Source organism: Nonomuraea rosea (assembly GCF_039539705.1).
In the GTDB taxonomy this organism is placed as follows: domain Bacteria; phylum Actinomycetota; class Actinomycetes; order Streptosporangiales; family Streptosporangiaceae; genus Nonomuraea; species Nonomuraea rosea.
The window spans coordinates 33,986-50,736 of the sequence record NZ_BAABDQ010000010.1 but is presented as its reverse complement, the minus strand read 5'-3'; the positions used below and the strand labels follow the sequence as shown (position 1 = coordinate 50,736).

Below are 16,751 nucleotides of genomic sequence, written 5' to 3'. Positions count from 1 at the left end.
GCGTATCGCGGGAGGCACTGTCCACGGCCGTCCGGATCCCCGCGAAATGTTAGCGAGAACATGATCAAGCAGTAGCTCGGTAGGAAGAGGCCACCGTGCAAGGTCCCCCCGACATCTCCCGCCGGCATCTCCTCGGAGGCAGCCTCGCCCTCGTGGGCGCCGCCGCCACCGGGTGCGCCATCCCCGTGGGGCTCGGCTCAGCACAGACCCGCGTCCAGTACTGGCATTTCCTCGGCGCGAGCGACGGAATCATCATGAACAAGATGGTCAGCGCGTTCGCCAGGGACAACACCGACGTCTTCGTCGAGGAGAACGTCCTCGCCTGGGGCGAGCCCTATTACACGAAGATCGCGATGGCCGGCTCCGGCGGGCGCTCCCCCGACCTGGCCACCTTCCACCTGGCCCGGCTGGCCGGGATCGGCGCGGGCGCGATCCTCGACCCGATCAACGTGAAGCTGCTGGAGGAGAGCGGCCTGCGGGCCGCCGATTTCAGCCCGCCGATCTGGGAGCGTGCCCACCTCGACGGCGTGCTGTACGCGATCCCGTTCGACGCCCACCCCATGGTGCAGTACTACAACACCGACATCTGCGGCAAAGCCGGGCTGCTCGGCTCGGACGGCAAGCTGACGCCCACCAAGAACCAGGACGAACTGGTGGCCGCGCTGCGCAAGGCCAAGGACGTGATGGGCGGCAAACCGCCGCTGGCGTTCGACGCGCTCGGCCTCGGCACGGTGGGCCCGTGGCGCGTGTGGTACTCGCTCTATCCGCAGAGCGGCGGCACCCTCCTGTCGGACGACGGCACCAAGATCACCATCGATGACGCCAAGGCGCTGGAGGCGCTGCGGTTCATGCGCATGCTCGGGCAGGAAGGGCTGTGCGACACACGCTCGGACTACGGCGCGTCGGTGGCCAACTTCACCAACGGTCAGGCGGCCTTCCTGTGGAACGGCGACTGGGAGACCACCGGGCTCAAGGAACGCAAGACGCCGTTCAGCATGACGCGGTTCCCCAGCGTCTTCGGCTCCGGTGCGGCGCAGGCCGACTGTCACTCGTTCGTGCTGCCGCATCAGCGCAACCGCGATCCCGAGGTCGAGCGGGCCACGTACCGGTTCATCGCCTACCTGGTCAAGAACAGCGCCGACTGGGCGGTCGCCGGGCACGTGCCCGCGTACCTGCCCGCGCTGGAGGAGCCCGAGTACCTCGCGCTGCAGCCGCAGTCGGAGTACCGGTCCGTCATCACCGAGGTGGCGCTCGATCCGCAGGCGTGGTTCGCCGGCTCGGCGTCGCGGCTGTGGATCGAGTTCGGTGAGGCGTTCTCCCCCGTCATCGGCGGGCAGCGCACGCCGGAGGAGGGCCTGGCCATGGCCAAGGCCGCGCTGACCCGGCTGATGTCAGCCCCGAACCCCTTCCCCGACGTGGAGCGATGATGACGACCACGCTCACCGCCCCCGCGACCACCGCCCCCGTCGCCAAGGCCAAGGTACGCCGCGGCTGGACGCAGCACGGGCTGCTGTTCGTCGCCCCCTTCCTGCTGATCTACGTGGCCTTCCTGGTCTGGCCGACCGTGCTGGGCTTCCGGATGAGCCTGTCGAGCGTCAACATCGCGGGCGGGAACGACCGCCTCGTCGGGTTCGCGAACTACGCCGAGGCGTTCGGCGACCCGCGCATGTGGCGCTCGCTGTGGAACACGCTGGTCTTCACCGTGCTCAGCACGATCCCGCTGGTGCTGCTCGGGCTGGTGTTCGCGCTGCTGGTGCACCATCTGCGGTTCGTGCAGTGGCTGTGGCGCCTGTCGTTCTTCGGCCCGTTCCTGCTGCCGTCGGCCGTGGTGTCGATCCTCTGGCTGCAGATGATCTACCCGCCCGACTACGGCCTGCTCAACGGCACGCTCGGCACCGACACGCTCTGGCTGGGCGACCCGTCCGTCGCGATGTGGTCGGTGGTGCTGACCACGGTCTGGTGGACGGTGGGCTTCAACTTCCTGCTCTACCTCGCCGCGCTGCAGTCGATCCCGCTGCACCTGTACGAGGCCGCCTCGATCGACGGCGCGACGGCGTGGAGCAAGCTGCGCTCCATCACGCTGCCGCTGCTCGGCCGGACGACCGCGCTCATCGTGGTGCTGCAGCTGGTGGCGTCGCTGAAGGTGTTCGACCAGATCTACCTGATGACCGGCGGCGGGCCGCAGGACTCCACCAGGCCGATCATCGAGTACGCCTACGACGTCGGCTTCACCGGCTACCGCATCGGCTACGCGTCCGCGGTCTCCTACATCCTGTTCGTCTTGATCGTCATCGTGTCCCTGGCGCAGCTCCGGCTGTTCCGCAAGCGCACGGAGGTCTCCTCATGACCAAGCGGTTCAGCCCGAGCCAGATCATCCTGCTGCTGGTCGCACTGGTGCTGGCCGCGATCTGGCTGGCGCCCATCGCGTGGGCCGTGGCGACCTCGCTGAAGCCGGAGAGCGAGACCACAGTGCTCCCGTTGCAGTGGTTCGGCAGCGAGATCACCTTCGACTCCTACGCCCTGGTGCTGGGGACCGGCGGGATCGTCAAGTGGGCGATCAACTCGACGGTCACCGCCGTGATCGTCACGTTCCTGACCGTGCTGTTCTCGGCGATGGCGGCGTACGGGTTCGCGCGCACGCAGTTCAAGGGGCAGCGGGTGCTGCTGGGGCTGATCCTGGCCGGGATCATGGTGCCGCCGCAGGTGCTGATCGCGCCGCTGTTCGCGGAGATGGTCTCGTTCGGCCTGGTGGACACCTGGTGGGCGATCATCCTGCCGCAGGTGGCGGCGCCGCTGATCGTCTTCATCCTGTTCAAGTTCTTCCAGGACGTGCCGCCCGAGCTGGAGCAGGCCGCGTTCGTGGACGGGGCGGGGCGCTGGCGGGTGTTCTTCACGATCGTGCTCCCGCTGTCGCGGCCGGTGCTGGCGGCGGTGTCGATCTTCACGTTCATCAACACGTGGAACAACTTCCTCTGGCCGTTCCTGGTCTCCACCGACCCGAACACGATGACGCTGCCGGTGGGGCTGGCGAACGTGGTGCAGGGCACGTTCGGCCTGCGGTACGCGCAGATCATGGCCTCTGTGGTGCTGGCCGGGCTGCCGCTGCTGGTGGTGTTCGTCATGTTCCAGCGGCAGATCGTCCGCGGCGTCGCGCACACCGGCCTCGCGGGCCAGTGAGCTGAGGCAGTGAGCTGAGGCAGTGAGCTGAGGCAGTGAGCTGAGGCAGTGAGCTAGGTGGCCAGCAGGCGCGCCAGCGTCTCGCGGGTGCCGGGGAGGTCGTGCGCTCGCAGGACCTCCCACAGGTTCACCCAGCTCCAGGCCTCGTCGCTCAGGCCGGCGACGGCCGTCAGCGCGCCCCGCTGGGCGGTGGTCAGGGGTGCCCCGGCCTGATGCGGGCCGGTGAAGACGGTCTCCAGGAGGTCGCCGGCGATCGTGAAGGCGTCCTCCGGGTCGGCGGCCGCCAGCCTGGCCGTCAGGGCGGCGGCTCTGGCGGGCGCGTCGCCGGGCAGGCGGCGCAGGCTGACGCGGGTGGCGAGAGTGGCCAGGACCCCGTCCCCGTACGGCAGGAGCGTGGGCGCGGTGGCGGTGAGGAGCCTGCGCACCGCGGCGCGGGCCCGCTCAGGGGCGCTCTCGCCACGCAGGTTGACGAGCGCGACCGCGGCCACGTCCCGCACGAGGCCGTCCCGGTGGTCAAGGCCACGCTCGATCACCTCGGCCGGGTGGGGCAGGAGGGTGAGGGCGAAGAGCGCCGTCGCGACGCAGAGGGGGTCGGGGTCGGTGCGGGCCAGGTCACGCAGCGCCGGTCCCGCCGTGGCCGCCTCCTCGGGGAACCAGCCGGCGACGTACGCCGCCATCCTGCGTACGACGGGATCGGCGTCGCCCAAAAGGGGCAGCAGCAGCGGGACGGCCGCCCGGACGGCGTCGTAGCAGCCCAGCCCGCCCGCGTCGGCCACCCGCTCGAACGCGAGCTCGTCCCCGCTCCCGGCCCGGATGCGCGCGCTCTCCGCCCGCCAGGCGGCGATGGCGACGCCGGCCGGCAGGTGGGCCTCGTCGTACCCGAGCGCCAGCGCGCCGACCAGCGCCAGGACGGCGGAACGGTCGGGCGTGGCCGGGTCGGCGGCCAGGCGCACCAGGAACGGCACCGCGCGCACCCCGGCGGGATAGCGGGTGCCCTGGTGAAAGATGGTGGTGTAGAGCCCGGCGAGCGCCTGCTCGCGTTCCCCGGCATCGCGGGAGCGCAGGGATCCGAGCAGAACGGGCACATCGCCGGCCGGGCCGTACGCGTGCCGCAGCCGGTCCCAGCCGACCGATTCGAGACCGCCGAGCGGATCATCCATTCGCGCGATAGTAGCGACAATTCCGGATCATCACCTTAATAACCATTGCCAGGGAATTACCAGGAACGATGGGTAGTCTGCCTCGGCATGAACTGGCAGCGTAAAATGAACAAAGCGCTGGTCAGGTTCACCGGATTCCAGATCGAACGGGTAGGGAAAGAGCCATCCGCCCCACCCGTCCCCGAGATCAGACCGCCCGCGGATCCGCTAACCGACCGGCTGCTCGAAGCCCCCGTGTTCCTGCTTTCGCCCGTACGCTCCGGCTCGACCCTGTTGCGCTCGATGCTGAACGCCCACTCGGCCCTGCACGCGCCGCACGAGCTGCACGTACGACGGTTGCGGGTGCAGTTCGACACGACGCTGGCCGCGAAGGCGATGACGGCGCTCGGCCACAACCAGAGCGATCTGGAGCACCTGCTGTGGGACCGCGTCCTGCACAGGGAGCTGGTCCGCAGCGGCAAGCGGTTCATCGTGGACAAGACCCCCGCGAACGCCTTCGCCTACCAGCGCATCGCCACCTGCTGGCCGGACGCGCGATTCATCTTCCTGCTGCGCCACCCCGCCTCGATCGCCGCCTCCTGGCACGAGGCCAGCCCGGACAAGCGCACCGCCGAGGAGGCCGCGCTGGACGCGCTGCGGTACATGAAGGCCGTGCAGCGGGCGAGGTCGGCGCTGCCCGGCCTGACCGTCAGGTACGAGGAGCTCAGCGCCGAGCCCGAGCGGGTGACCCGTGAGATCTGCGCGTTCCTGGACCTGGAGTGGGAGCCGCGGCTGCTCTCGTACGGCGAGCAGGCCGTCCTGGAGAAGGGGCTCGGGGACTGGCGCGACAAGATCAGGTCCGGCACCGTGCAGCCGGCCCGCGAGCTCCCCACGGAGGACCAGGTCCCCGACACGCTGAAGCCCATCTGCCGGACCTGGGAGTACCTGAAGTGAAGATCCGCTACCTCATGCTGCACGCCTACGGCATGGGCGGCACGATCCGTACCGTCGTCAACCAGGCCAACGCCATGGCCGCGGCCGGGCACGACGTCGAGCTGGTCAGCCTGGTACGGCGGCGCGAGACCCCCCAGTTCGGCCTGGACCCGCGGATCTCGATCACCACGCTGGTGGACCAGCGCGACGGCAGGCAGCAGGACTCGATCGGGCGCAGGGCCTGGCGCAGGGTACGCGGGAAGATGGTGCCCCGAGGCGAGTTCGCGGCCGACTACTTCACCGAGCGGGTGGAGTGGGCCGCGATGGAGTACGTCTCCAAGCTGCGCGACGGCGTCCTCGTGACCACGCGTCCCGCGCTGAACCTGATCGCCGCCCGCCGCGCCTCCAAGAGCGTCGTCAGGGTCGCCCAGGAGCACATGAACCTCTCGGCCTACCCCGACAGCATCCGCAGGGAGATCGCCCGCTACTACGACCGGTTCGACGCGATCACCGTGCTGACGCGTACCAACCGGCTCGAATACCAGCGCCTGCTGCCCTCGACCGCCATCGTGCAGATCCCGAACGCGGTCCACAAGGTCGACCAGGAACGTTCCCAGCAGGTCAATCCCGTCGTGATAGCGGCCGGGCGGCTGGTCCCGCAGAAGGGGTTCGACCTGCTCATCCCGGCCTTCGCGCAGGTGGTGAGCGAACATCCGGAATGGCGGTTGCGCATCTTCGGCACCGGGCCGCGCAAGAGCCAGCTCGCCGGGCTCGTCGAGCAGCACGGGCTGGGTGCGCACGTGTCGATGCCGGGGCGTACGGACCGGCTGGAGAAGGAGCTGACCGACGCCTCCGTGTACGCGCTCAGCTCACGGTTCGAGGGCCTGCCCATGGTCATGATCGAGGCGATGACGCACGCGCTGCCCGTCGCCGCCTTCGACTGCCCCACCGGGCCCAAGGACGTGCTGACCGACGGCGTGGACGGGGTCCTCGTGCCGCCCAGGGACGTGGACGCGCTGGCCGCCGCCCTGAACCGGCTCATCGCGGACCGGGAGCTGCGGGTGCGCATGGGCAGGCAGGCTGCCAAGACCTCCCGCGCGTACGCGCCCGAGCTGGTGATGCCGCTGTGGGAGGACCTGTTCTCGGAGCTCCTGCAGGGTGAGCGGGTCGTGGACAACTTCTGGAGCAGCCGCTGACCGCTTTCTTTGCCATTCCGCGAAAAGATTTACCTCGCCGATTAGCCGGATTTATCGGCATTCCTGAATGCTTCCTTGGGAAATGCCGGGCATTTCGTCAAGAGCACCCCAAGGGGCGGGGCAGCCTGGGCTCATGCTCAACCGGAAAGCCCGCCTGACCGCGACGGCAGGCGCCCTTGCCCTGGTCACGGGGCTCACCGCGCCCGCATACGCCCAGTCCACCGTTCCATCCGCTGCTGGGGCCGCCGGCGTCGCGGAGCCCATCGTGTACGGCCGCGCCGCCTACCTGATCGACGCCGCGTCCGGCAAGGAGCTGTTCGGCTACCAGGCCGCCGAACGCATGCCGATCGCCAGCCTGACCAAGACCATGACGGCGTACCTCGTGCTGAAGAGCGCGAAGCCCACGGACGTGGTCCGGATCAAGGCCGAGGACGTCGCGTACGCGGAGGACGGCGGCGGCACCACCGCGGACCTGCGCCCCGGCGACCGCCTCACCGTGGGCGAGCTCATGTACGGCCTGATGCTGCCCTCGGGCGCCGACGCCGCCCACGCCCTGGCCCGCACGTACGGCCCCGGCGTCGACGGCTTCGTCGCCGGAATGAACCGGACGGCCCGCGAGCTGGGCATGAACGACACCCATTACCTCAACGCCGACGGCCTGCCCACCCCGCGCGGCAACGGCTACTCCACCGCCAGGGACCAGGCCGTGCTGGCGGCCAAGGCCCTGCAGTTCCCGCTGATCAAGCAGGTGGCCGGCACCCGCTACCACGCGCTGGACGCCTCCGGCGAGCATCGCTCGTACGCCTGGCGCAACACCAACAAGCTGGCCGGCATGCCCGGCGTGATCGGGCTGAAGACCGGTTACACGCGGGCGGCGGGCTACTGCCTGGCGTTCGCGGCCGAGCGGGACGGGCGGCGGCTGGTCGGCGTGCTGCTCGGCGAGTCGGTCTCCAGCCGCCGGTTCAGCACCGCCGAGTCGCTGCTGTCCTGGGGAGCCACCCGCCAGGCCGCGTGAGCCGATGCAGTCATTGCAGCAATGACTGCAATGACTGTATTGTCCCGAACGTGACCTCCCCCACGGACGGCGAGCTGGACTTCGTCGACGACGTCGCGGTCTTCTTCGAACGCGAGGGCATGCCGTTGATCGCCGGCCGCGTCATCGGCTGGCTGCTCATCAGCGATCCCCCTGAGCAGAGCGCCGCCCAGCTCGCGGAGGTCCTGCGGGTCAGCAGGAGCTCCATCAGCAGCGCGACCCGGCTGCTCACCCCGAGCGGCCTCGTCGAGGGCGTGCGCCGCAGGGGCGAGCGTCAGGAGTTCTTCCGCATCGCCGCCGACGGGTGGAGCCGGATGCTCGCCGGCCGCTACGCCAAGACGGCCGCGTTCCGCCAGATCACCGAGACGGGGCTGCGCGTCCTCGCGGCCGGCAGCCCGCAGCGGCGCGAGCGGCTGGGCAACGTGCACGAGCTCTACCGGTTCCTGGAGGCGGAGCTGCCCGCGCTGTGGGCACGCTGGGAGGCCCACGCGAGCACCCTCCACCACGAACGCGAGCCCGGACGCGAACGTGAGCCCGGACGCGAGCCCGGACGCGAGCAGGGACAAGCGCCTGAGCGCAAGCCCGAACATCAGCCCGCACGAGAGCACGGCGGAGGCGATCAGTGACGTTTCGTCGGCGAGGAGGCGGCCGGTGACCTCGCAGCGAGAGCCGCGAAACGGACCCCAGGAGCCTGCCGGGCTGCGCAGCACCTATCTCCCCTGCCCCGAGGGCCGGCTGCACGTCTACAGCGCCGGCGAGCACGGCCCGCCCGTGCTGCTGCTGAGCGGCGCCGGCGTCGACAACGCGATCCTGAGCTGGCGCCACCTCATCCCCGCCCTGGCCCCGCGCCACCGCGTGCTCGCGCTCGACTGGCCGAAGCAGGGCAGGAGCCGTCCCTGGACCGGCCGCGCCACCCACGAACGCATGCTGCGCTGCATCAGCCAGGTCCTCGACCACTTCCAGCTCGGCTCGGCCAGCCTGGCCGGCCTCTCCCAGGGCGGCGCCCTGGCCCTCGCCTACGCCATCGACCACCCCAAACGCGTCGACCGGCTCGTGGCGCTCGCCCCCGCCGGGATCCTGTCGTTCCCGCCCGGCGTCCATCAGGCCCTGTGGCTCACCGCCAAGCTGCCGCTGCTCAACAGGACCCTGCCCGGCCTGATGTTCAGGAGCCGCGCGGGCGTCGCCCGTTTCGCCGAGCAGGCGCTGTTCGCCGGGCCTGTGCCCGATCTCGCGGAGATCGTCGATGAGATCGTGGAGGAGGTCGGCCACGGCGGGGCCGGCTCCTCCGACTGGCAGAACGCCTCCATCGGCCCACTACGCATGCGCGTCGACCTCCGCCCCCGGCTCCACCGGATCACCGCGCCCACCCTGCTCATCCAGGGCGACCGGGACAGAGGTGTCAGCCACGAGCGCACCAGGGCGGCCGCCGCCCTCATCCCGGGCGCCCGCCTGGAGATCCTCGAAGGCAACGGCCACTGGGTCAACCGCCAGTCCCCCGGCCGCGTCAACGAGCTCATCGCCGCGTTCCTGAACCCCATGGACGGTGTTGATCCGTTGGGTTAGTTTGCCCGACATGAGGCTTCGAATCGCGTTGAGTGCGCTGTCAGCCGCCGTCGTGCTCGCCGCTCCGCTCCCCGCCCACGCCGAGACCCCCAAGACGCCCAAAACCCCCAAGCTCGGCTGGGAGCTCAAGGAGACCGGCGTGACGGCTCGCCTGCGCGGCCTGTCGCCCGTCAGCCGCGACGTGGTCTGGGCCTCCGGCTCGGGCGGCACCGTGCTGCGGACCGTGGACGGCGGGCGGAGCTGGCAGAACGTCTCCCCGCCCGGCGCCTCCGAGCTCCAGTTCCGTGACGTGGAGGCGTTCGACGCGCGCAGGGCCGTGGTGCTGTCCATCGGCGAAGGGACCGACTCGCGGGTCTACCGGACCGAGGACGGCGGGCGTACGTGGACGGAGACGTTCAGGAACGACGAGCCGCGGGCGTTCTACGACTGCATGGCCTTCTTCGACCGGCGGCACGGGCTGGCGATGAGCGACCCGGTGGACGGCAGGTTCCGGATCCTGGCCACGGAGGACGGCGGGCGGAGCTGGCGGGTGCTGCCGTCCGAGGGCATGCCGGCGGCGCTGCCGGGCGAGGCCGGGTTCGCGGCGAGCGGACAGTGTCTCGTCGCGGCGGGGGACCGGGACGTGTGGCTGGCCAGCGGCGGGGCGGAGCGGTCGCGCGTGTTCCACTCGCGTGATCGCGGGCGTACGTGGACGGTGGCCGACACGCCGATCCCGGCCGGCGATCCGGCGCGTGGGGTCTTCGGCCTGGCCTTCCGCGACCCGCACCGGGGCATCGCGGTGGGCGGCGACTACCGGCCCGAGCAGCAGTCGCCGAGCGCGGGGGCGGTGAGCAGGGACGGCGGGAGCACCTGGCACGCCGCCGCGACGCATCCTCCGGCGTACCGGTCGGGGGTGACCTGGCTGCCGTACCTGCCGTTCGCGGCCATCGCGGTCGGGCCTTCCGGGAGCGATGTGACGTATTCGGGCGGGCGGAACTGGGAGACGTTCGACGGGGGCTCGTTCGACACGGTGTCGTGCACGCGCGACGCGACGTGCTGGGCGGCGGGCGAACAGGGCCGCCTCGCCCGCCTTACCCTCAGCTGAACCCGCGCCCGCCACCGGGCGCACGACCGCGCGCCCGGTGGCCGCATCCCCGGGCACCCCACCGCCCGCTACTGGACGCCTTGAAGGTGGATCAGCGGACGCCGCGAGGGCGGAACTGGATGCTGATGCGCGGCCCGGCCGGGCGGGCCGTCTTCGGGATCGCGTGCTCCCAGGTGCGCTGGCAGCTCCCGCCCATCACGATCAGATCCCCGTGGCCGACGTCGCGCCGGATCGAGGGACCGCCGCCGCGCGGGCGCAGCAGGAGCGGGCGTGGGCTGCCGACCGAGAGGATCGCGACCATGGTGTCCTCGGTGCTCCCCCGGCCGATCGTGTCGCCGTGCCACGCCACGCTGTCACGCCCGTCGCGGTAGAAGCAGAGCCCGGCCGTGCGGAACGGCTCTCCGAGCTCCTCCGCGTAGTGGGCGTCGAGCGCGCGCCTGGCGTCGTCGAGCACCGGGTCGGGCAGGGTCTCCGCCTCGTCGTAGAACTTCAGCAGCCGGGGCACGTCCACCACCCGGTCGTACATGCGCCGCCGCTCGGCCCGCCACGGAACCGACTCGGCCAGCCGTTCGTAGAGCGTGTCGGCGCCGGCCAGCCAGCCCGGCCGCACGTCGATCCAGGCGCCGTGGGAGAGGTGCGTCCTGCGGACGGTGGCGCCGAGCGCGCCGATCGTGAGCTCATCGTCAAGATCGAGCAGAGACGCTTGGAACGCGGCTGTCATGGTGCCGAGTCTATGCCATAGTTCAAACACTTATTCGACTTCGATCATTCGGCCGTGTTCCGCGGGCGGGGCGTGTCAGGCTGGCAGTCGCCGGATATGAGTGGCGTCGCCCTCGGACCGCACCGTGAGGTGAAGAGGCCACCCACCACTTCGTCGCACGAAGGAGCACCCCATGCTCACCACCCACTACCTATCGGGCAGCCCCTGCTGGATCGACGTCAACAGTCCCGATGTGGAGGCGTCCAACACCTTCTACACCGGGCTGTTCGGCTGGCAGTCCCTCTCGCTGGGCCCCGAGCACATGAACTACCGCTTCTGCCAGGTGGACGGCAAGACGGTCGCCGGGATCGCGCAGGCCGCCGAGGACGACGTGACACCGGAGTGGCTGGTCTACTTCCGCACACCCGACGCCGACGCCATCGCCAAGACGATCGAGCAGGCGGGGGGCACGGTTCTCGGCGCGCCCCGCGACATCGAGGGGCAGGGCCGGATGGGCGTCTTCGCCGACGTGGCGGGGGCCAGGTTCGCCGTGTGGCAGCCGGGCGCGACCAAGGGTCTCGGCATGGTCACCGACGCCGGCTCGCTCGGCTGGGTCGAGCTCCACGTCCCCGACCCGGCCGCCGTCCGGCCCTTCTACCAGGCCGTCTTCGGCTGGAACATCGAAGATCTGCCGATGGGCGACACATCCTATCCGGTGATCTCCCCCGCCGAGGGCGGCGAGACGTCCTCGATGGCGGGGATCGTCCAGCTCCAGCCCGGTGGCGGCCCGCACTGGCTGCCGTACTTCGAGGTCCCTGACTGCGACGGTACGGTCTCCCTGGCGCAGCGGCTCGGGGGCACGGTGCGGACCCCGGCGATGACGACGGACGGGGTCGGGCGGATGGCGTTCCTCGCCGACCCCTTCGGCGCCCGCTTCGCCGTCATCACCAGCTCAGCCTGAGCAGGGAGCCGGCGGGTCTGTGCGGCACGCAGTCCGCACAAGCCCGCCGGCCCTCGCCTCCGGCTGGTCATTCCCGGAGCGTCGCGCCTTTATCCCGCCAGGCCGGTCATGAAGCGGTCAGCCGCCGCACGCGGCGAAGACGAAGGTGTCCTTCAGCACGGTGTACCCGTCCCGCACCCGCACCGCGCCCGTCTCCGTGTCGATCTGGACGATCGTCATCTTGGCGGACCCGCCGGGCTGCCGGATCAGGTGCAGGGTCACCTGTGTGTCGCCGGTCCAGTCGATCATGCGGATGTCCCCCGCCGGGAGCTTGATCTTCTTGCGGCCGGTGACCTCGTCGGACGACAGGTCGTACGTGACCAGCTCGCTCCGCTTCCCGGCCACCACGTTCGCGACCGTACGGCCGTCGGCGGCCAGCGCCTGCGGCCCGTTCGAGGCGACGAGCTGCGGCGGGGCGACCCGCGCGAGCCGCTCCCCCCTGTCGCTGTACACGGCCAGGTCGGTGACGGACTCCCCGGTCTGAACGCTGGCCAGCACCTCGCCCCCGTCACCGCTGAACCCGGCCAGAGTCAGATCACCCGGCACGGTCCCGAGCAGCGCGCCGGTGGCCGTGTCGAAGATCCGGGTGTCCTCGGGCTTGTCCGCGGTGATGGCCGCGGCCAGCCGGGCGCCGTCGTCGGACAGCATCAGCGTCACCTCGTCCTGACCCACCCTGGGCAGCGCGTCCTTGGCGAGCAGCTCGACGCCGCCCCCGAGCGTGCGTACGGCCAGCCGCCCCGCCTTGGTGAAGTACGCGACCTTCTGCCCGTTCCCGCTGACCGCGATGGCCGCCGGGGCGTAGCCGCTCGGCTTGCCCTTGGCGTCGAGCGCGATCCCCTGGGCGTCGGGCAGCGTGCGCCGTTCGCCGCTGTGCATGACGAGCCGCCAGCCGCCGCAGGGCCTGGGCGCGCCGTCCTTGTCCGGGCACCCCTTGATGGAGGCGTAGCGGATGCTGTCGCCGTGTTCGTGCTGCCGCGGCTGGGCGTAGGCGATGGCGGGGGTGCCGCCCAGCGCCACCGAGCAGGCCGCGAGCACCGCGAAGAGCCTGATCCTCATGCCGTTCACTCCCCCGCCGTGATGAAGGCGTACCTGGTCTTGCTGATCGTGTAGGAGTCGGCACGCGTGGCGGCGCCCGACCCGGGGTCGACGGTGAGCACCCGTACCACCGCCGGCTCGCCTTCCTCGTCGCTCTGGACGGCGACCCCGAGCTGCCCGCCGGCCGTCCACCACGCGGCGCTCACCAGCACGCCCGCCTTGACCGGCAGGTCCACGCCCGCGGAGAGCTCCCCGGTGACGAGGTCGTGGACGCGCAGCCGGGGCGGCGCACCCTTCTCGGTGTCTCCCGGTGTGAACGCGGCCACGGTCCTGCCGTCGGCGGCCAGCGCCGTGACGGCGGCGTTCGCGACGACCTGGGGCAGGGTCCGCTTGATCGAGCCGCCGCCGAGGCGGTAGGCGGTCATCCTGGTGGTGTTGTCGCTCAGGTAGCGGGTGGCCAGGACCTCGCCGCCGTCGCCGCTGAAGCCCACCATGGAGTCCTGGGCGGGCAGCGTCACGGTCCTGCCGGTGGCGATCGTGATCACCTTGGCGGGCCGGCGCGCCTCGGCGGGGAAGTCGATCAGCACCTTGTCGCCCGCCGGTGACAGGGTGAGGCCGACGCCCTCGGTCCCGACGCTCGCGGGCACCGCCGACCTGGGCAGGACCGTGACCTTGCCGCCCGCCAGCCGCCGGACGACCAGCCGGTGGTCCCCGGCCCGCTCGTAGGCCAGCACGCGGCCGTCGGCGCTGATCGCGAAGGCGCCCGGGTCGGAGACCCGCTTGCCCCTGCCGTTGGTCCTGGTGGCGGCGCCGCGCACCGTGACCTTGCCGCCGTCCCGCAGGAGCACCTGCCAGCGGCCGCAGGGAGAGGAGTCGTCTTCCTTGTCGGTGCAGGACTTGATCCAGGCCGCGCGAGCGACAGGTGGTCCGGCCTGGGCGTGGGCGGCGGTGGGTGTGAGCCCCAGCCCGCCGATGACCGCGGACGCGAGGAGCGCGACGGTCGCTGAGGATTGCCTCATGGCTTCGATCCCTTCGATCAACCGGTTAGACACCTGCGCGATGTGTCCGGTTGGTCACAGATCAGCCACGCTTGCTCAGACCACGCGGGCGGCGATCACCTCGGCCAGCCGGTCCATGGCCTCACGGCCGCCCCTGGGCCCGCCGCCCTTGACGATGGCGTCGCGCGCCTCCACCGACTGGTGCACGGACTGGGCCACATAGCGGGTGCCGCCGGGCACGGCTTCGAGGGTGACCGTCTCCAGGGCCACTTCTCCCGGCATTCCGTCGAACTCCCAGGTGCGCACCATCCGCTCCGGCGGCACGACGTCGTGGTAGACGCCGCCGAAGGCGTACTCCGTGCCCTGGGCGTCGATGTTGACGTAGCGCCAGCGGCCGCCAGGCGTGACCTCCATGCGATCGACCCGGGTGTCCAGGACGTGCGGCCCCCACCATCTCGGGATCAGCTCCGGGTCGGTGACCACCTGGAACACCACCTCGGGAGGAGCCTCGAAGACCCGCACCATCACGACGTCCTGCCGGCCGGGCTCGATGACGAACTCGGTCTCACCCATGGTCATGCCTCTCCTGCCTGCGTTGAATTCGCTTGATCTCCTGGTCGAGGCGGTCGAACCGGTCGCTCCAGCGCTCGCGGTAACGGTCCATCCACTCCGACGCGCCCTCCAGCGGGGCCGTCTCCAGGCGGCAGGGCCGCCACTGCGCCTCCCGCCCTCTGCTGATGAGCCCGGCGCGTTCCAGCACCTTGAGGTGCTTGGAGACGGCCTGCAGGCTGATGTCGAACGGCTCGGCCAGCTCGTTCACGGTCGCCTCCCCTTCGGCGAGGCGGGCGAGTATGGCCCGCCGCGTCGGATCGGCCAATGCGGCGAAGGTGAGGCTGAGCTGGTCGTCTGGCATCCGCGCCGGTCTTTCTGTCGGGTACGCGGCCGGCGGGGTCGCCCGCCTGCCGTGGTGGATCAGCTCAATGGTCCACGATGGCGCCGCAGGAGATGTTCACGGTCGCCGAGGTCATGGTCCTGGCGCGGTCGGAGGCCACGAACGCGGCGACGTCGCCGACGTCGGCCAGGGTGGCCGTCCGCCCCAGCTGGGTCGCCTCGTTCAGCCCTGCGACGATCTCGCCCTTGCCGGGGAAGGCGTCGGGCATGCTCTCCGGCACGCCGCCGGTCACCATGGTGACGACGCGTACGCCGTACTGGCCGGCCTCGCACGCCCACTGCCGCCGGATCCCCTCCATGGCGTCGAGCGCGACCTTGAAGCCGCCGAGACCCGGCAGCGTCTGGGGCCCGCCGCCGCCGAACATCAGGATCACCCCCGATCCGCGCGGGATCATGTGCCTGACGGCGGCCCTGATGGTCAGGAACTGCGTGCGCGCCGCGACCTCGATCGGCTGCAGGAACTCCGCCGCCGAGATCTCGGCCAGCGGTTTCTGCACGTCGCCGACCCCGATGACGTTGAAGGAGACGTCGATGCCGCCGGCCCGCTCGGCCACGCCGCCGGTGAAGGCGTCCACCGCCTCCTCGTCCAGCGCGTCGACCCGCGCCGTCTCGGCCGTGCCGCCGGCGGCGCGGATGTCGTCGGCGACCTTGTCCAGGGTGGCGAGGGTGCGGCCGGCGAGGAAGACCCTGGCGCCCTCCCTGGCGAAGGCCCGTGCCGCCGCGCCGCCGATCGAACCGCCCGCGCCGTAGATCACTGCGACCTTGTCCTCGAGGAGCATGCCGTTCTCCCTTATTCAACCGATTGGTTCATCAACCTATAGGTTGAATATAGGCGCCGAACCGGCCTTGTCAAGGCGTTCCGTATCTTCAGAAGGGCAGCGGGCGGCGGCCGGCGAAGCCCAGATCCGTACGGTGATACCAGGCGAGCTCCCGCTCACCCTCGATCCAGCAGAGCCGTACCGAGACCCCGTCGAGCATCGCGGGGAAGTCGATCAGCACCGGCGCGAAGCCCTTGACCTCGATCCCGCGCTCGCTCCAGCCACTGAGGATCTCCTCGATCCGGGCCTGCAGCGCCTTGATCTCCGGCAGCCCGCCCAGCTCGGATCTGCCCGTGGATTTGCGATCGAAGTCGATCTCGGCCAGGTCGGCGCGGGCGTCGACCACCGCGCGGGCGTCCTCCATGATGGCGGGGAGCAGTGATCGGGCCTCTTCGACGGTGAAGTTGCGGTCCATGCGCAAACGTTAGCGGTTGGGCTCGTACGCGTGGATGAGCAGCCGCTCGGCATGGTCGAGGTAGTCGTCCAGATACGTGACCGCCTCTTCGGCCTTGCCCGACTCGATCAGCCCGAGCAGCGTGCGGTTGCGGTCCACGAACGGCTCGTGGAAGTCCCGCGGGTTCTTCATCACGTGGAACACCAGCCGCAGCTCCGCCAGCAGCTGGCGCATCGCCTCGTCGATCCTCGGGCTCTCGTTCAGCGAGACGAGCGCCTGGTGGAAGCGGATGTTGGCGGTGCCGACGCTCTGCCAGTCGTCCTCCGCGGCGGCCCGCTCGGCGTCGAGCACGGCCTGCCCGATCACGGCCAGGGCCTCCTCGGACGGGCTGCGCCGCACCGCCGCGCCTTCGAGCACGCGCCGCACGCGATAGAGGTCCGCCACGTCCTCCCCCGAGGGCAGGCGGACGAACACGCCCCTGTTGAGCTGGTGGTCGAGCAGCCGCTCGTGGCCGAGCAGCCGGAACGCCTCGCGCAGCGTGTTGCGCGAGACGCCGAGCGCGTCGGAGATGGACTCCTCCGACAGCCGCTGGCCCGGGCTGAAGTAGCCCTCGATGATGCGGTCGCGCAGGATGTCGGCGACCCGCTCCGCCGTACTGCTGCGCCCCAAGCGGGGCCGGTCCCGGGAGAGGTCATCGACGACGTTATCCACATTTAACAGGGAATCATGG

At 70.9% G+C, this 16,751-nt stretch carries 19 protein-coding genes; 10 read left to right on the top strand and 9 right to left on the bottom strand.

Features of this window, described 5'->3' with window-relative positions:
* Nucleotides 1-95: 95 nt before the first annotated feature.
* The 3 genes from ABEA43_RS23700 to ABEA43_RS23690 are packed head-to-tail and all read left to right on the top strand — an operon-like array spanning nucleotide 96 to nucleotide 3,177.
* On the top strand, nucleotides 96-1,427 hold the full coding sequence (locus ABEA43_RS23700) for an extracellular solute-binding protein (RefSeq protein WP_345564956.1): 1,332 nt from the start codon (nucleotides 96-98) through the stop codon (nucleotides 1,425-1,427).
* Nucleotides 1,424-2,347 carry a carbohydrate ABC transporter permease gene (locus tag ABEA43_RS23695; RefSeq protein WP_345564955.1) on the top strand — a complete coding sequence of 308 codons (924 nt, stop codon included), beginning with the start codon at nucleotides 1,424-1,426 and terminating at the stop codon, nucleotides 2,345-2,347. Before ABEA43_RS23700 ends, ABEA43_RS23695 begins: the two co-directional genes overlap by 4 nt.
* Nucleotides 2,344-3,177 (top strand): carbohydrate ABC transporter permease, encoded by an 834-nt coding sequence (locus ABEA43_RS23690; protein WP_345564954.1) that lies wholly within the window; start codon nucleotides 2,344-2,346, stop codon nucleotides 3,175-3,177. Before ABEA43_RS23695 ends, ABEA43_RS23690 begins: the two co-directional genes overlap by 4 nt.
* 53 nt (nucleotides 3,178-3,230) lie before the next feature.
* Here the strand turns inward: ABEA43_RS23690 and ABEA43_RS23685 are convergent, their stop codons facing one another.
* A complete protein-coding gene (locus ABEA43_RS23685) occupies nucleotides 3,231-4,337 on the bottom strand; it encodes a HEAT repeat domain-containing protein (RefSeq protein WP_345564952.1) in 1,107 nt (368 codons plus the stop codon).
* An 87-nt stretch (nucleotides 4,338-4,424) separates the two neighbouring features.
* Here ABEA43_RS23685 and ABEA43_RS23680 point away from each other — a divergent pair, with 87 nt between their 5' ends.
* The 6 genes from ABEA43_RS23680 to ABEA43_RS23655 all read left to right on the top strand — a co-directional run bounded on the left by ABEA43_RS23680 (nucleotide 4,425) and on the right by ABEA43_RS23655 (nucleotide 10,125).
* Nucleotides 4,425-5,270 carry a sulfotransferase family protein gene (locus ABEA43_RS23680; protein ID WP_345564950.1) on the top strand — a complete coding sequence of 282 codons (846 nt, stop codon included), beginning with the start codon at nucleotides 4,425-4,427 and terminating at the stop codon, nucleotides 5,268-5,270.
* Nucleotides 5,267-6,445, top strand: a complete 1,179-nt coding sequence (locus tag ABEA43_RS23675; protein ID WP_345564948.1) for a glycosyltransferase family 4 protein — start codon at nucleotides 5,267-5,269, stop codon at nucleotides 6,443-6,445. The genes ABEA43_RS23680 and ABEA43_RS23675 overlap by 4 nt, the downstream gene beginning before the upstream one ends.
* Nucleotides 6,446-6,578: 133 nt before the next feature.
* Nucleotides 6,579-7,460, top strand: a complete 882-nt coding sequence (locus ABEA43_RS23670) for a D-alanyl-D-alanine carboxypeptidase family protein (protein WP_345564947.1) — start codon at nucleotides 6,579-6,581, stop codon at nucleotides 7,458-7,460.
* A gap of 50 nt (nucleotides 7,461-7,510) precedes the next feature.
* Nucleotides 7,511-8,104, top strand: coding sequence for a GbsR/MarR family transcriptional regulator (locus ABEA43_RS23665; protein ID WP_345564945.1), 594 nt, complete (start codon nucleotides 7,511-7,513; stop codon nucleotides 8,102-8,104).
* Between the two features lie 73 nt (nucleotides 8,105-8,177).
* Complete coding sequence (locus ABEA43_RS23660) at nucleotides 8,178-9,041, top strand: alpha/beta fold hydrolase (RefSeq protein ID WP_425570358.1); 864 nt, start codon at nucleotides 8,178-8,180, stop codon at nucleotides 9,039-9,041.
* 10 nt (nucleotides 9,042-9,051) lie between these two features.
* Entirely contained in the window at nucleotides 9,052-10,125 is a 1,074-nt protein-coding gene (locus ABEA43_RS23655; RefSeq protein WP_345564944.1) for a WD40/YVTN/BNR-like repeat-containing protein, read from the top strand.
* A 91-nt stretch (nucleotides 10,126-10,216) separates the two neighbouring features.
* On the opposite strand, the gene ABEA43_RS23650 is transcribed toward ABEA43_RS23655, so the two are convergent.
* Entirely contained in the window at nucleotides 10,217-10,846 is a 630-nt protein-coding gene (locus ABEA43_RS23650; RefSeq protein ID WP_345564942.1) for an alpha-ketoglutarate-dependent dioxygenase AlkB, read from the bottom strand.
* 172 nt (nucleotides 10,847-11,018) lie between these two features.
* Between ABEA43_RS23650 and ABEA43_RS23645 the strand changes: the two genes are divergently transcribed.
* The gene (locus tag ABEA43_RS23645; RefSeq protein ID WP_345564940.1) at nucleotides 11,019-11,786 is read left to right on the top strand and encodes a VOC family protein; all 768 of its coding nucleotides are present in this window, start codon (nucleotides 11,019-11,021) and stop codon (nucleotides 11,784-11,786) included.
* A gap of 117 nt (nucleotides 11,787-11,903) precedes the next feature.
* Here the strand turns inward: ABEA43_RS23645 and ABEA43_RS23640 are convergent, their stop codons facing one another.
* The 7 genes from ABEA43_RS23640 to ABEA43_RS23610 form a co-directional block, all read right to left on the bottom strand.
* Complete coding sequence (locus ABEA43_RS23640) at nucleotides 11,904-12,881, bottom strand: type 1 periplasmic-binding domain-containing protein (protein ID WP_345564939.1); 978 nt, start codon at nucleotides 12,879-12,881, stop codon at nucleotides 11,904-11,906.
* A 5-nt stretch (nucleotides 12,882-12,886) separates the two neighbouring features.
* A complete protein-coding gene (locus tag ABEA43_RS23635; RefSeq protein WP_345564938.1) occupies nucleotides 12,887-13,879 on the bottom strand; it encodes a hypothetical protein in 993 nt (330 codons plus the stop codon).
* Nucleotides 13,880-13,954: 75 nt separating this feature from the next.
* On the bottom strand, nucleotides 13,955-14,437 hold the full coding sequence (locus tag ABEA43_RS23630) for an SRPBCC family protein (protein WP_345564937.1): 483 nt from the start codon (nucleotides 14,435-14,437) through the stop codon (nucleotides 13,955-13,957).
* Nucleotides 14,424-14,771 (bottom strand): ArsR/SmtB family transcription factor, encoded by a 348-nt coding sequence (locus ABEA43_RS23625; protein WP_345564936.1) that lies wholly within the window; start codon nucleotides 14,769-14,771, stop codon nucleotides 14,424-14,426. Before ABEA43_RS23625 ends, ABEA43_RS23630 begins: the two co-directional genes overlap by 14 nt.
* A 64-nt stretch (nucleotides 14,772-14,835) precedes the next feature.
* On the bottom strand, nucleotides 14,836-15,588 hold the full coding sequence (locus ABEA43_RS23620; RefSeq protein ID WP_345564934.1) for an SDR family NAD(P)-dependent oxidoreductase: 753 nt from the start codon (nucleotides 15,586-15,588) through the stop codon (nucleotides 14,836-14,838).
* An 88-nt stretch (nucleotides 15,589-15,676) separates the two neighbouring features.
* Nucleotides 15,677-16,042 (bottom strand): DUF2203 domain-containing protein, encoded by a 366-nt coding sequence (locus ABEA43_RS23615; RefSeq protein WP_345564932.1) that lies wholly within the window; start codon nucleotides 16,040-16,042, stop codon nucleotides 15,677-15,679.
* A gap of 9 nt (nucleotides 16,043-16,051) precedes the next feature.
* Nucleotides 16,052-16,741, bottom strand: a complete 690-nt coding sequence (locus tag ABEA43_RS23610) for a GntR family transcriptional regulator (protein ID WP_425570357.1) — start codon at nucleotides 16,739-16,741, stop codon at nucleotides 16,052-16,054.
* Nucleotides 16,742-16,751 lie beyond the last annotated feature (10 nt).